General features: G+C 42.9%; 15 protein-coding genes and 1 pseudogene. 12 read left to right on the forward strand and 4 right to left on the reverse strand.

Annotated elements, in window-relative coordinates; genetic code table 11:
* Nucleotides 1-4: 4 nt before the first annotated feature.
* The 3 genes from PGRAN_RS00945 (at nucleotide 5) to PGRAN_RS15400 (ending at nucleotide 2,593) form a co-directional block, all read left to right on the forward strand.
* Nucleotides 5-793 carry an SDR family NAD(P)-dependent oxidoreductase gene (locus PGRAN_RS00945; RefSeq protein WP_036064306.1) on the forward strand — a complete coding sequence of 263 codons (789 nt, stop codon included), beginning with the start codon at nucleotides 5-7 and terminating at the stop codon, nucleotides 791-793.
* A gap of 115 nt (nucleotides 794-908) precedes the next feature.
* A complete protein-coding gene (gene dinB, locus PGRAN_RS00950) occupies nucleotides 909-1,979 on the forward strand; it encodes a DNA polymerase IV (protein WP_036064308.1) in 1,071 nt (356 codons plus the stop codon).
* Nucleotides 1,980-2,053: 74 nt separating this feature from the next.
* A complete protein-coding gene (locus tag PGRAN_RS15400; protein ID WP_051998365.1) occupies nucleotides 2,054-2,593 on the forward strand; it encodes a GNAT family N-acetyltransferase in 540 nt (179 codons plus the stop codon).
* A 30-nt stretch (nucleotides 2,594-2,623) separates the two neighbouring features.
* On the opposite strand, the gene PGRAN_RS00960 is transcribed toward PGRAN_RS15400, so the two are convergent.
* Both PGRAN_RS00960 and PGRAN_RS00965 read right to left on the reverse strand, forming a co-directional pair.
* Nucleotides 2,624-3,856, reverse strand: coding sequence for a toxic anion resistance protein (locus PGRAN_RS00960; RefSeq protein WP_036064310.1), 1,233 nt, complete (start codon nucleotides 3,854-3,856; stop codon nucleotides 2,624-2,626).
* On the reverse strand, nucleotides 3,853-4,497 hold the full coding sequence (locus PGRAN_RS00965) for a 5-bromo-4-chloroindolyl phosphate hydrolysis family protein (protein WP_036064312.1): 645 nt from the start codon (nucleotides 4,495-4,497) through the stop codon (nucleotides 3,853-3,855). The genes PGRAN_RS00960 and PGRAN_RS00965 overlap by 4 nt, the downstream gene beginning before the upstream one ends.
* A gap of 206 nt (nucleotides 4,498-4,703) precedes the next feature.
* Between PGRAN_RS00965 and PGRAN_RS00970 the strand changes: the two genes are divergently transcribed.
* The 6 genes from PGRAN_RS00970 (at nucleotide 4,704) to PGRAN_RS00995 (ending at nucleotide 8,832) form a co-directional block, all read left to right on the forward strand.
* On the forward strand, nucleotides 4,704-5,252 hold the full coding sequence (locus tag PGRAN_RS00970) for an NUDIX hydrolase (RefSeq protein WP_036064314.1): 549 nt from the start codon (nucleotides 4,704-4,706) through the stop codon (nucleotides 5,250-5,252).
* Between the two features lie 25 nt (nucleotides 5,253-5,277).
* A complete protein-coding gene (locus PGRAN_RS00975) occupies nucleotides 5,278-5,706 on the forward strand; it encodes a VOC family protein (RefSeq protein WP_036064316.1) in 429 nt (142 codons plus the stop codon).
* Between the two features lie 139 nt (nucleotides 5,707-5,845).
* Nucleotides 5,846-6,736, forward strand: a complete 891-nt coding sequence (locus PGRAN_RS00980) for an ABC transporter ATP-binding protein (RefSeq protein WP_036064319.1) — start codon at nucleotides 5,846-5,848, stop codon at nucleotides 6,734-6,736.
* Between the two features lie 12 nt (nucleotides 6,737-6,748).
* Nucleotides 6,749-7,549, forward strand: coding sequence for an ABC transporter permease (locus tag PGRAN_RS00985; protein WP_036064322.1), 801 nt, complete (start codon nucleotides 6,749-6,751; stop codon nucleotides 7,547-7,549).
* A complete protein-coding gene (locus PGRAN_RS00990) occupies nucleotides 7,549-8,154 on the forward strand; it encodes a TetR/AcrR family transcriptional regulator (protein ID WP_036064324.1) in 606 nt (201 codons plus the stop codon). Before PGRAN_RS00985 ends, PGRAN_RS00990 begins: the two co-directional genes overlap by 1 nt.
* Before the next feature lie 147 nt (nucleotides 8,155-8,301).
* Complete coding sequence (locus PGRAN_RS00995) at nucleotides 8,302-8,832, forward strand: homing endonuclease associated repeat-containing protein (RefSeq protein ID WP_036064326.1); 531 nt, start codon at nucleotides 8,302-8,304, stop codon at nucleotides 8,830-8,832.
* A 62-nt stretch (nucleotides 8,833-8,894) separates the two neighbouring features.
* Here PGRAN_RS00995 and PGRAN_RS01000 read toward each other — a convergent pair whose 3' ends face one another.
* Both PGRAN_RS01000 and PGRAN_RS01005 read right to left on the reverse strand, forming a co-directional pair.
* Nucleotides 8,895-9,887 (reverse strand): NAD(P)/FAD-dependent oxidoreductase, encoded by a 993-nt coding sequence (locus PGRAN_RS01000; RefSeq protein ID WP_036064329.1) that lies wholly within the window; start codon nucleotides 9,885-9,887, stop codon nucleotides 8,895-8,897.
* Complete coding sequence (locus PGRAN_RS01005; protein WP_036064331.1) at nucleotides 9,871-10,716, reverse strand: ABC transporter ATP-binding protein; 846 nt, start codon at nucleotides 10,714-10,716, stop codon at nucleotides 9,871-9,873. The genes PGRAN_RS01000 and PGRAN_RS01005 overlap by 17 nt, the downstream gene beginning before the upstream one ends.
* A 189-nt stretch (nucleotides 10,717-10,905) precedes the next feature.
* On the opposite strand from PGRAN_RS01005, the gene PGRAN_RS01010 reads away from it, so the two are divergent.
* From PGRAN_RS01010 to PGRAN_RS01020, 3 genes and pseudogenes are all read left to right on the forward strand, one after another.
* Nucleotides 10,906-11,838, forward strand: coding sequence for an iron-hydroxamate ABC transporter substrate-binding protein (locus PGRAN_RS01010; RefSeq protein WP_036064332.1), 933 nt, complete (start codon nucleotides 10,906-10,908; stop codon nucleotides 11,836-11,838).
* A 61-nt stretch (nucleotides 11,839-11,899) separates the two neighbouring features.
* On the forward strand, nucleotides 11,900-12,925 hold the full coding sequence (locus PGRAN_RS01015; RefSeq protein ID WP_036064335.1) for a FecCD family ABC transporter permease: 1,026 nt from the start codon (nucleotides 11,900-11,902) through the stop codon (nucleotides 12,923-12,925).
* Nucleotides 12,925-13,946, forward strand: a pseudogene (locus PGRAN_RS01020) (FecCD family ABC transporter permease). The gene PGRAN_RS01015 and the pseudogene PGRAN_RS01020 overlap by 1 nt, the downstream one beginning before the upstream one ends.
* The last annotated feature ends 70 nt before the right edge of the window (nucleotides 13,947-14,016 follow it).

Here is a 14,016-nt window from a genome sequence, read left to right on the forward strand (position 1 = left end):
TAGGATGAATGATTTTTTGAAAGGAAAAACAGTTTTGATTACGGGGGCATCAAACGGTCTTGGTGCAGAGATTGCGAGGCAGGTTGCGGCGCAGGGGGCACATACGATTTTGACTGCTAGGCGAACGGAAAAGCTAGCGGAATTAGCGACGCAGATTCAAGCGGAATATGGAGTCATCAGCGCTTATCATAAGATGGATATGACCAACTTTGATGAGATTGCAGCAGTGGTTCAGAAAATCGGGGATACGAAGATTGATGTCTTGGTAAACTGCGCAGGTTTCGGAATTTTTGAAGAGGCAGTGACTACCGATTTTGAGACAGTGAAACAAATGTTTGAAACGAACGTACTTGGTTTGATGCGTCTGACACAGCTAGTTTTGCCGGCTATGCTGGCGCGGAAATCTGGTCATATTATCAACATCGCTTCCCAAGCTGGCAAAATTGCAACACCGAAATCATCGGCTTATTCTGGAACTAAATTCGCTGTCTTGGGCTATTCCAACGCTTTACGAATGGAAGTGAAACCAGCGAACATTCACGTGACAACGGTCAATCCAGGTCCTATCGCCACCAGTTTCTTCGATATTGCGGATAAATCAGGGGACTACCTCGATAATGTAGGATTCCTTGTTTTGCAACCTGAGAAAGTAGCAGCGAAGATTGTAAGGATTATGGGGAAATCAAAACGCGAAATTAATTTACCATTTTTAATGAACCTCATTTCGCGAATGTATCAGGTCATGCCACGGGTTATTGAGTTTTTTGGAAAAGGTGCTTTTGAGAAAAAATAAAGAGGCGAGTAAGATTCCAAATAGGTGGGAATCTTGCTTGCATTTTTTATAGTGGCAAGGTATAATAAAAAATAAGAACAAATGTTCGTTTTGGTTGTGAAAGGCGATGGAAAGAATGGATAAGACACGTAAAATTATTCATATAGATATGGATGCTTTTTTTGCTTCTGTGGAGGAACGAGATCATCCGGAATATCGCGGGAAGGCGCTTATTATTGGTGGAGACCCGAACAAGCGCGGTGTTGTCTCTACGTGTTCTTACGAAGCAAGGAAATTTGGCGTTCATTCGGCCATGCCGACGAAACAAGCGTATAAACTGTGTCCGCACGGTATTTTTATTCATGGGAATATGGAGCATTATCGAGAAGTTTCTAACCAGATTCGTGAGATTTTTCATCGCTATACAGATTTAGTGGAACCGATGTCTCTCGATGAGGCTTATTTAGATGTGACGGAGAATAAGAAAGGGATTAAATCAGCAATGAAAGTGGCGCTAGAAATCCAATATGCGATTTATCATGAACTCGGTTTAACTGCATCCGCTGGTGTTTCTTACAATAAATTTATTGCTAAGATTGCATCTGATTTCAAAAAGCCAGCAGGAATGACAGTTGTAATGCCTGATGAAGCGGAAGCCTTTCTTGAAAGACTACCTGTTACGAAGTTTCATGGCGTGGGAAAGGTGACCGCAGAGAAGCTACATAAATTAGGTATTCATACTGGAGCTGATTTGAAAGCTTGGGATGAATGGGATCTCATTCGAGAATTGAATAAACAGGGGTATCGTTTGTATCGTGCGGTAAGGGGATTGTCGGATTCGTTGGTTAATCCACATCGTGAACGTAAATCAGTGGGTAGAGAAACGACATTTGCTAATAATATTTTTGATGAACGAGAAATGCAAGAAATGCTATTATTATTCTCGCAAAAGATTGAGAGCTCCCTTGAGCGTATTGGGAAACATGGTAAAACTGTTGTTTTGAAGTTGCGTTACAGTGATTTTAGTACAGTAACCAGGCGATTATCTCTCATGGAGTATACACGAGATGCAAGGGTCATTTATGAAGCGGGAGTTAGCCTTTTACGAGATGTGTACAGCGGGGAAGAAAGCGTTCGCTTAGTGGGACTTACGGTAACTAATTTAAAACCACTTCACTTTGAAAATTTAAAGCTAGAAGGTTTTTAGTGAAAAATAGCTTGTTAATTGTGCCGAGTCATTGGTATACTTTACATGATAACTTTTGTTGGGAGTTGTAGTAAATGACCGAGGAAAAAGGGATGATTAGACCCATCAGGATGGAAGATGTGGAAGTGATGCATGCTTGGGAACATGATGAAGAGATTGCAACAGCAAGCGGTATCATAAAGCCACGTTCGTTGGAAGTATTTCAAGCGGCGTATGCGAAGTATTTTTTGAAGGTGAGCGATTCTTTACGCTTGTTTAGTATTACACTAGACGGACGTGTTATTGGGCGAGCAGAGCTAGGTTTGATTGATCGGGAGAATGGCAATGCCGCCTTTGGTATCGTTATTGGGGACAAGTTATGTTGGGGAAAGGGATACGGAAAACAGGCGATTTGTGACTTGTTAGGCTGGGCATTTGAGGAACTGCATTTACATAAGGTTTACTGTGAAGTATATACATTTAACGATAGATCGATGAACATGATGCGATCGATAGGCTTCCATCAGGATGGTGTATTACGGGAACATGAATATTTCAACGGCGAGTATCATGATGTAGCTGTTTTCAGTATACTTCAGTCAGAGTACAACAAAAATAAGAGGATAAGGTGCTGATTTTGAGTCAGCATCTTATCCTCTTATTTTTTATTTCATTTCTAGTAAGCGGTCTTTGAGTTCTTGTTCCATTGTTATGAGCTCTTTTTCTGCTACGGCGCGTTTAGCACGGCCTTCTTGTTGGATTTTCAATGTTTCTTGTAATGTCTCGATTAAACTTGATTGGGTCTCTTTTAATGTTTCGATATCTACGATTCCTCTTTCGTTTTCACGCGCTGTTTCGATTGCGTTTGTCTTAAGCATATCGGCATTGCGTTTTAGAAGCTCGTTTGTTGTTTCAGATACTTGGCGCTGTGCTTCTGCTGCTTGTTGTTGTCGTAGTAATGTAAGCGCGATTGCTACTTGGTTTTTCCAAAGCGGAATAGCCGTCATGATGGAGGATTGGATTTTTTCAGCGAGCACTTGGTTTGTGTTTTGGATAAGACGAATTTGTGGTGCTTGTTGAATAGTGATTTGTCGGCTAAGTTTCAAGTCGTGCACGCGTTTTTCTAAGCGGTCTGCAAATTGTGTTAGGTCGTTTACTTCTTGGAAATCCATTTGATCGCCGGATTGTTCGGCTTTTTTACGTAGTTCTGGAAGTAGTTTTGTATTGATTTCTTCCTGTTTTAATTCACCGGCTGCAATGTAAATATTTAAGGCTTGGAAGTAATCTTTGTTCTTGTCGTAAAGTTGTTCTAAGAAGGAGTTGTCTTCCATTAAGCGTTTTTTAGCATGTTCTAATTTGAGGGCAATACGATCGATTTGTGTGCCCATTTTTTGATATTTGGATGTGATTTCATTGATGGATTGCTTCACGCGAGAGAACATTTTTGTAAATACATTTTTATTGCGCGCGGCAAGTTCGTCTGGATCAGCTTCTTGTAAGCGGAACATCAGATCGCTAATAATTTCGCCGATAGGACCAACATCTTGCTTTTGAACTTGGTTTAGCATCGAATGCGAGAAGTCATGTAATTTCGCTTGAGCTGGTGCACCATATCCGAGGATTGCGGCTTGATTACCAGGTTCGATTTGTTTAGCGAGTTCAACAGCTTGACGGCGGTTAGCCTCGGGTAACATATCTACAAGGCGCGGTGCTTTGTCAGTCTCGTTATTTACGATTTCTTGTACCGTTTGTGATCCGTTGGTGCCAAAAGGGTCGGCGAGTAGGTCATCCAATGTCTTATTGAAATTGGCATCGATAACCTCGGCTTTCGGTTGATCATATGTTGGTGTTTCTTTTGTTTCTAATTCAGGTTCGTTCGGCTTTTGGCTCTCGGTCATTTGGGTGTTCTCCTTTCAAATTTCTTTTCCTGTTTGGAGATCGAGTTCTTTGCAACTTCTAGTTCGAAATCAAGGCTTGATACGTCTTTATTAAGAAGTGCAAACAGGTCCTTCTCGATGACGCGGCTTAGATCGTTTAAGAGCGCACGTGTGTCTGAGAGGGTTTGGTAGATCTTCTTGTCTTTTACAGGTTGACTGTTTAAGAAGGCATATTTTTCTGTTAGCTCAACTAAAGAGTCCAAGTGGGAAAAGAAGAAATCCTCTGCATCGTAAAAGCGTTTTGGTTCTTCTTTCACAATACCGTAAATTCGTTTTGTAAGTAGCAGTGTTTTGTCGCGTTCTTGGAAGGTGAATAACGTACGGTGTGCCGCAGTTATCTTTTGCAGACGAAGTATTTTAGCACGCGATTCTTCTAGGTTCACGCGAATGTATTTGTACTCTTTTTTCGTCAGCCCGGTTTGTATAGCATGCGCTTTATCTCCCGCTTTTGCAGAAAAGAAGAACAGGACGGCGGCAACAACGAGTGTCACTACGCTAATAAGCAACCAGTTGTTCACAAAGATGCTTGCCAAGATGCCGAACAAAATAAGTGTTAAAACGATTGAGCCGGTGAAGGCCATAAATTTTTTAAAAACTACCATGTCTATCTTCTCCTTAGGCTTCCTTATTTTTTTAAGGATTAAGTATTTGTAAAAATTGTTCATTAGAAAATCATTTGAAACGGCTAACTGATTTGAGTATATCATACCATATTGCTGGAAAAGATGTTATCAGTCGTGCGATGTAAATTCCCCTCAGTCTACGTTATGGTATAATGGTGAAAAAGACTTGAGAATGGAGTGGTAGCATGGATTCATTGGAAGAAAAGACGATAAAAAGGGAGACTATTTTTGACGGTAAGATTATCAAAGTTGTGGTGGATGACGTGGTGTTGCCGAATGGTGCAGCGAGTAAGCGCGAAATTGTGAAGCATCCTGGGGCTGTCGCGGTTATCGCGATTACACCGGACAATAAAATGATCATGGTGGAACAATATCGTAAGCCATTAGAAAATACAATTGTTGAAATTCCTGCTGGGAAAATAGAGCCCAATGAGGATCCTAAATGGACTGCTGGGCGCGAATTAGAGGAGGAAACGGGATATAAGACAGATGATTTAACGCATCTAGTATCTTTTTACACGTCTCCGGGTTTCGCGGATGAATTATTACATATCTATCTTGCGGGAGATTTGCAAAAACAGGTAAACCCACTTCAAGCAGACGAGGATGAGTTTGTGAACATTGTGGAAGTCACCTTGGACGAAGCGCTACAATTAATAGAAGAAAAAGTCATTTGTGATGCAAAAACGGTGTACGCTGTGCAGTATTGGCAGTTACTTATAGCAACAAAATAAACGAATGGAAAGGAAGTTGAGTGAGATGACAGCTATTTTTCTACATTTTACGGGGAATTGTCGGGAGGCTTTGGATTACTATGCGGAAATTTTTGAGGTGACACCAAAAGGCGTAGCGACATATGGTGAGGCACCTCCAACGAGCCCAAATGCTAGTGAGGAGAGTGCGGCGAACGCAGACAGGATCATGTATAGCGAGATTGATGTGAGAGGTCTGCGCGTGATGATGTCTGACATGCCAGATGGGCTTCCAGCGACGGTTGGTGATAACGTGAGTATTGTGTTGGAAAGCGATAACTTAGAAGATTTAAAAGCTATTTTTTCGAAGTTTGAAAAGGATAGCAAAATTTATATGCCGTTAGCAGAAACGTTTTGGAGTAAGGGATACGGGATGCTTGGCGATAAATTTGGAACGCAATGGCATTTTAGTTACGATGATTTTCGTACAGAATAAACAAAGGGGACGCGTCGGGAATTTCTCGATGCGTTTTGCTTTGTCTAGACGCAGAGAATAGTTATTGATTGACTACTTGGTCAAACGGATGTATAATCACTTTGACTAGATGGTCAATTGTGAATTGGAGGGGTCGAAAATGAAGGCAATAGAGATGAATGATTTGACGAAATTCTATCATAAAAAACGGGCCATTGAAGGTGTAAATCTGACCGTAGAGGAAGGAGAATTATTTGGATTTATCGGACCAAACGGAGCCGGTAAATCGACAACGATCAAGCTACTACTCAATTTTATTTATGCTTCCAGAGGCAGTGGCGTAGTTCTCGGGAAGGATATTGTGAAGGAATCGGCAGCGATTAAGAAAATGGTGGGATATGTACCGAGTGAAGTGCGTTATTATCCACAGATGACAGCGAATGATATTATTGGCTTTGCAGCGAAGTTTCATCATATTGACCAAGCATCCATTCAAATGAAGCGTTACTATGAGATGTTTGATATTGAACCGCATAAGCGATTCGGGGATATGTCCCTTGGGAATAAGAAGAAGGTCGCGATTGTGGCTGGACTAATTACCAAACCGAAATTGCTTATTTTAGATGAACCGACGAATGGGCTAGATCCACTCATGCAGCATCATTTATTTAAAGAAATGACACGGCAAAACCAGGAAGATGGTATGACTATCTTTTTATCGAGCCATAACTTGCGCGAAATTCAGGAGTACAGCACACGAGCGGCATTTATTCGTGGCGGTGAAATCGTTGCGCTAGAAAATATTGCGGATCAAGAAATGTCTGGGAAAGTGATTATTTTGAAGGGTGATGCACTACCGGTCACTGAACTTGTGAATGCGGGCGCGAAAGTTGTGGAAACGACAGAAACGACGGCGCGACTCACGTTTGATGGGAATGTACAAACCGTATTACCGATTCTTGGCGCGGAAGGAATTAAAGATTTATCGATCACAAACCAAGAGTTAGAGGATAAATTCTTGACGCTCTATGAAGGAGGAACGACGAAATGAACATTTTAAAAAATTGAATGGAAGACTCATTTTAAAAGTTTACTAGTCTGGTCGGCGGTTGTGGCGCTTGTACTTGGCGTTTTCATGGCGTTCTTTCCTAGTATGCAGTCAAGTGGGATGCAGGAGTTAGTCAACACGAAAATGAACGCTTTACCAAAGGAAATGATGAGTGTTTTGCACATCAGCTCGATGGCAGATTTGACGAAAATTGATGCTTATTTTGCGTATGTGTTTCAGTATATTTTTATTGCAGCGTGTGTTTACGCGGCTATGATTGGAGCGCAAGCGTTGGTGAAAGAGGAGACAGATGGAACGATTGAGTTCTTATACGCGCAACCAATAACGCGTTCGGAACTTGTGGCTTGGAAAATGGTTGGAAACGTGATTTCGTTTGTTGCTTTTTGGGTGATTACATTCGTGATTTCGACAATTTTGGTGATTTTCTTGAAGCAAGATGGTGCCAATACGGGGGATTTAGTACAGTCACTGGTACGGATTTTCTCGGGTGAATTGCTTGTGGCGTTATTGTTTATGAGTGCTGGTTTTTGCTTTTCAGCGATTGTCCACTCGGCGAAACAGGCAACTCCTGTGGCCTTGGCACTTGTTTTCATTACGTATATTTTAGGCATTCTTTCAGGGCTCAATGATACGGTGGAATTCTTCAAGTATTTTTCGCCAATTAATTTTGCGATACCATCTGATCTACTGCATACATCGATGGGAGGCGTGAATGTGTGGATTTCACTCATTGCGATCGCGGCTTTTGCCATGTTGACCTTTGTGCTGTATCGGAAAAAGGATTTGAAAGTGTGATGGAGGACAAGCGAGATAAAATTTTGCAGGTGGCGGTGCGGGAATTTGCGGAGCATGGCTATAAGGCGGCGAGTACGAATCAGATCTGTGATGCTGCAGGTGTTTCGAAAGGCTTGATTTTCCACTATTTTGGCTCAAAGGAGAAATTGTACACGGCGGCTGTTGCGTATTCGATGGACTTAGCGATGCGGGAAGTGTCGATGGAAGAAATGCCTAAAGGGGATTTTGTCCAGGGAGCGATTTGGTCAACGAAGCAAAAGTTGAGCTTTAGCAGAAAGTATCCGGCGGTTTTTCAATTGATTATGCAGTCTTATGCTAATCCTCCGGCTGTGCTTGCAGAACGGTTGCGTGCGTATTATGCGGAATTGATGCAGGTTCAAGAGGTGTATGTGAACCAGGTTTTTGAGAAAGTAACATTGCGGGAGGATGTGTCCTATGAGGATGCACGTGATGTTGTGCAGGGGCTGTTTGATTATACGATTAAGATGGCGACGGATTACATGCAGCGGCACCCGAATGCGACAATGGAAGATATGCAGCCACTTGCGGATAAGTTTAAAAATATGATGGCCATTGTTGAGCGAGGAATGGTAGATAAAGCCTGAATATGGTGGAAGGCAAACCTGACTGTGTTTGGTTGGGTTTGGTTTTTTTTGAATTGGTAATTTTTTTAGTTGTTAAGTCGCTTTTTTTATGATACAACATAATGGTATACCAAATGAAGTTATTACACAGGAGAAGGGGAACAATGGATGGTCGATAGTGTTGTGACAAAAGAACAGATTATTGCTGAATTGCAACAATTGGCGCAAGAACAAGGGCGTGTGCCAAGACGGAGCATGTACAATCATTTTGAAAAAGCAAGACAACTTTTTGGCTCATGGCCAGATGCGCTTAAAGCGGCTGGATTGGAAAATGAACCGAAGAGATCTTTTAAGGAAGAGTATTTGATTGCAGAGGTGAAGCGTATTTCTGTGGAACTTGGTCGTCCGCCTGTAAGTGGACCGCGTGAGTTTCCGCTATATATGTCTGTGATGGAGTATTATGATTCTTGGGACGCATTTCTGGAACGAGCTGGTCTTACGAAATTTGCGAGTGAAGCAGATGGTGCGGAGATAAAAGAGAAGCTGATTTTGGATATTTTGGAAATGGAGCGAATTATACGTAGATTCCCAATAATGAGCGAGTTTAAAGATTACCGATTAGTGCGTTATTATTTCGGCAGTTGGAAGAATTTTAAAGTCGCGTGTGAGGCTAAAAAGCAAGAGATATCCTCAAAATAAATTAGGAAAAGGCTCGCGGTTCTCTGAGGAATAGAGAAGCTACGAGCCTTGTTTTTATTATATTAGTTGAAATTTTCATGGTGGGTGCTGATCATGGCAACATGGTCGGCTTCAGGATCGAGATAGTTTTTAGCGCTATTGAGTGCGATGGGGCCTTCGTGTAAACCAGCGGCGATGATACGCATCTTGCGCGGATATGTGCAAACATCGCCACATGCATAAATTCCAGGTACGCTAGTTTCCATTTTTTGGTTAACAAGGATGCCGTAATCAGAAATATCAAATCCCCAATCAAGCATGGAACCTAGGTCAACTTTTATGCCGTGATTGACAACGATGGCATCTGTCGCGATCTTGGTTGTGCTACCATTTTTGTTACAATGGATGATGCAGCTTTGTAGGTTGTTGGTGCCACCTTGTAGAGCAGTGATTTCGTGATTGACATGAACAAAAATACTAGATGCATGCATTTCTTTCACGCGTTCTTCATGTCCTTTGAAATTCTCACCGCGATAGACGAGGTGGACTTCTTTAGCAATTGGTTCAAGTGATTGTGCCCAGTCGATAGCGGCGTTACCACCGCCTGATACGATGACGGTTTTATTTCGAAAGCTTGCAAGATCTTTAATGTCGTAAAACAGATTGTTTGTATAGGCCTCACTTCCGGATACTTCAAGTCGGTTTACCTCGTACGTACCGCTTCCTGCTGCGATAATGATCGTTTTGCTGCGATGCTTGTTGCCATTTTCTGCGACGAGTTCGAATGTTCCATCGGTTTGTTTGTGTAGTGCGATGATTCGTTCGTCACACACGATAATTGGCTGAAATGTGTTTGCTTGGGCATGCAAGTTTTTCACAAGTTCTTGTCCTTCAATTTCTGGAATGCCACCAATGTCACGGATGATTTTCTCGGGATAGAAGTAGCGGATTTTACCGCCGACTGCAGGTTCAGCATCGATAATCTTCGTTTTTAGGGAACGTAAACCGCTGTAAAAGGTCGTGAATAAGCCGACAGGACCGGCTCCAATAATGGTGACATCATACAAGTTTGACAACGACTTCACCTGCTAACTTGGTTGCGACTTGTCTGATTTCACATGCTTGACATGTTTCGTACGGCAGGCAGAGTGGGACACCGGTTCGTGGATCGAGCATAATATCTGCCTTGATGCCAAAAACGTCTTCTAATGTCTGCTCGGTCATAACGTTTACGGGTGCACCCTCGGAGATAACTTGGCCGGACCGGATGGCAATCATGTGATCGGCAAAACGAGAAGCGTGGTTTAAATCATGCACCACCATGACAATGGTACGATTTTCTTGTAAATTCAACTGTTTCAGCAACATCAGAACTTCGAGTTGATGGGTCATATCAAGAAATGTCGTCGGTTCGTCAAGGAATAGAATATCGGTTTCTTGTGCAAGGGCCATTGCAATCCAAGCGCGCTGTTTTTGCCCACCGGAAAGGCTGTCGAGGGAGCGGTCTGCAAAATCGTTTAGGCTAGTTACACGAATGGCCCACTGAATCATGTCACGGTCTTTCGTTGACATGGATTTGAAACCACCTTGGTGTGGAGATCGGCCGTAAGAAACGAGTTCTGTTACGGTTAAACCTTCTGGTGCTGTTGGGTTTTGAGGTAAAATCGCGAGTTGTTTGGCGACTTCCTTAGTCGACTGGCGGTGAATGGCCTTGCCGTCCAGAAATACATTGCCTTTCGATGGTTTCATCAGGCGAGACATCGTTTTTAAGATGGTCGATTTTCCTGAACCATTGGCCCCGACTAAAGCGGTAATTTTGCCTTTCGGTATTTCAATATTTAAAGCGTCTACAATGACACGCTTGTCGTATGAGATTTGCAAATTGTCTGTTTCTAAATTATTCATAAACATCGCTCCTTATATTTTCGCGATTGATAATCATTCTCATACCTAGTATAGTTTTTTTTGCTCTAAGTTGCAATAGCTAAGGGTGGCAAATCCCTGTTTTTCTAAAAAATATTGCTTTTTGAAAGGAGTCTTGCTATAATTTCAATTGATATTGATAATCATTATCAATTAAAGAGGAGTGAGGCAATGAAGAGAGTATTATTTTTAATGTTGACTACTGTTATGGCGGTCATGTTAGTGGCGTGTGGCAGTGACGAAAAAGCGGAGGGGCAATCGGGAACGCATACATATAAAATGCCGAATGGAAGAACGGTAGAAATACCTGATGATCCGAAAAAAATAGTGGTGACAGAATATATGGGATCGCTTGTAGCGCTTGGTGTGAAACCAATTGGAGCGACTTCTTTTGTTTTGCAAAATCCGTATTTAGACCCATATAAAAAAGGTGTGGAGGACATTGGTGATCCGGCTTCGGCGGAAAAAGTAGCGGAACTGCAACCGGATTTAATCATCGTTTCGGGAGAAGATCAATATAATCAAATGAAAAAAATAGCGCCAACGATTTTGATTCCGTATAATACGTATAAAAATGTACAGGACGAGTTGACCGCGATTGCTGAAATTGTTGGAAAAGAGCAGCAAGCGAAAGATTGGCTGGCGGATTTTGATCAGAAGGCGGCAAAAGCGCGAGCGAAAATAGCGGATGTAGTTGGCCCAGACACCACGGTTGGTTTGTATGAAGGGGACGATAAAAATTTCTACGTTTTCGGCGATAATTGGGGTCGGGGTGGACAAGTTCTTTATAACGCATTACAATTAAAAGCGCCGAAGAAAATTCAAGATGAGGTCATCAAGGGTGATGGCTATAAACAGATTTCGTTAGAGGTGTTGCCTGATTTTGCGGCGGACTATATGTTTGTCACACGGTTTAAGCATGGCGATAGCCGTAATGGTGCACTTGATGGAATGGAGGCGTCGAGCATTTGGAAAGACTTACCGGCGTATAAGGCAAAACATATTTTCACAATGGATTTCGATGACATGTATAATTATGATCCAATTGCCGTTGAAGGGCAGATGGATTTGATCGTGAATAAGATTTTAGATGGTAATAACTAATGTTAGAATGGTGATCCGCGTGTTTTGGGTCACGTACATAGAATGATGGGGGATTCGGGCGATGAAAACAAAAGAGCTTTCCCAATTGAAAACGCGGCCGGTGATGGCAACAGTGATTTTGACAGTAGGTATTGTGGTCCTTATTATCTCTGCTTTTATTGGTATCGCGGTTGGTGCGGCAGATATTGACTTGGGAACGGTATGGGACGCGTTATTTCATTACAATAAGGCATTAACAACGCATCAAATTATTTGGGAGCTTCGTGTGCCACGTGTGCTTGCAGACATGATGGTTGGTGCGGCTTTCGCAGTAGCCGGTGCGGTGATGCAGGGAATGACCCGAAATCCATTAGCGGACAGTGGTTTGCTTGGGCTCAATGCAGGGTCGGCGTTTATGATTGCTGTCTGTTTTGCGTTCTTGCCCGGACTGAGTTACAATTATTTGATTTTCTTTTCATTCGTCGGCGCCGCGCTTGGCTGTGTCCTTGTTTTCGGTGTAAGTGCGCTTGTTAAAGGCGGTTTATCTCCGACGCGGCTTGTTTTGGCTGGTGCTGCTGTGGCGTCGCTGCTCACAGCGCTTAGTGAAGGGATTGCGATTTATTTTAAACTGAGTCAAGATTTGGCATTTTGGTTTGCTGGAGGTGTTGCTGGCGTAAAATGGTCGCAAATTGTCGTTGTCTGGCCGTGGCTGATCGGGGCACTTATCATGGCGATGCTACTGAGCAAGTCGGTGACTATTCTTAGCCTAGGAGACGATATCGCAATCGGGTTAGGACAAAATACGACGCGGACCAAATTGCTATCGATGTTTGTTGTGTTAATTTTGGCGGGGCTGGCGGTTTCTGTCGTGGGTCCGGTCGGGTTTATCGGTCTGATCGTACCACATTTGGTGCGCTATATGGTGGGTGTGGATTATCGTTGGATTATTCCGTGCTCGGCCATTATTGGTGCGCTGTTGACGCTGTACGCGGATATCGGTGCGCGAATGGTGAACCCGCCTTATGAGACGCCGATTAGTGTTATTTTTGCCATTATTGGTGTGCCTTTCTTCCTTTATGTGGCGCGTAAAGAAAGGAGGAGTCTGTGATGATGGGTTCCACCGCAGAACAAAAAGTTACACGCAAACGCTGGCTGATTTTGATTACCCTCGCTATCTTGCTTGTTGGTACGTTTATCTATAGTGTTAACGCTGGTTTTTCGAAAATTCCATTTGTCGATGTTATCAAAACGCTATTCGGACAAGGTTCGGCGCAGGATACACTGATTATTTCACAGTTTCGTTTGCCGCGTATTGTCGTCGCTGTACTCGTCGGTGCTGGACTTGCGATTTCAGGAGCGCTTTTACAAGCTGTGTCACAGAATAGTTTGGCGGATCCAGGAATACTCGGCATTAACAATGGTGCTGGGTTGGCTGTCATGCTATATATTTCCTATTTTCCATCCACGCTAGATGTGCCTGTCATGTTTATGCCGTTCGTTGGTTTTACAGGTGCGATCCTCACCGCTTTTGTGGTGTATGGTTTATCGTATAGCCGACAAGAAGGGTTATTACCGAATCGGCTTGTTTTGACGGGTGTGGCAGTTTCGGCTGCAGTCGCAGCGCTGATGACGCTTTTAACGATCCGCCTTGATCCAGAGAATTATCAAGTTGTTGCAGAATGGCTGGCAGGGAATATCTGGCTAGTAATTGGCAATATGTTTTTGCATTGTTGCCGTGGCTCCTTATTTTAGTGACGGTAGCCATATTTAAAGTAAAAACGCTTGATATTCTCGGTTTTGGCGATCAAGTAGCGACCGGGCTTGGTGTGAAAACGGAAAAAGAAAAGGCTATCCTCCTTGTTGTTGCGGTGGCACTTGCTGCGGCTTGTGTTTCGGTCAGCGGGGGTATTGCCTTTATCGGTTTGATTGGTCCACATATTGCGAGAAGACTTGTCGGTAGTGGGCATAAATGGGTGCTACCGATCTCAGCACTAGTTGGCGCGTTACTTCTTCTTGTTGCAGATACGATTGGTCGAATCATCGTGCAGCCATCTGAAATTTTTGCGGGGATTGTCGTCGCCGTGATCGGGGCGCCGTATTTCTTATATCTACTTGCAAAAGCTAAATGATAATAATTATAAAAGAAAAACCGTACTTTCATTCTAATTGATAATTCAGATGGACTTTTCATCATTTTTA

Source organism: Listeria grandensis FSL F6-0971 (assembly GCF_000525835.1).
Lineage (GTDB): Bacteria > Bacillota > Bacilli > Lactobacillales > Listeriaceae > Listeria_A > Listeria_A grandensis.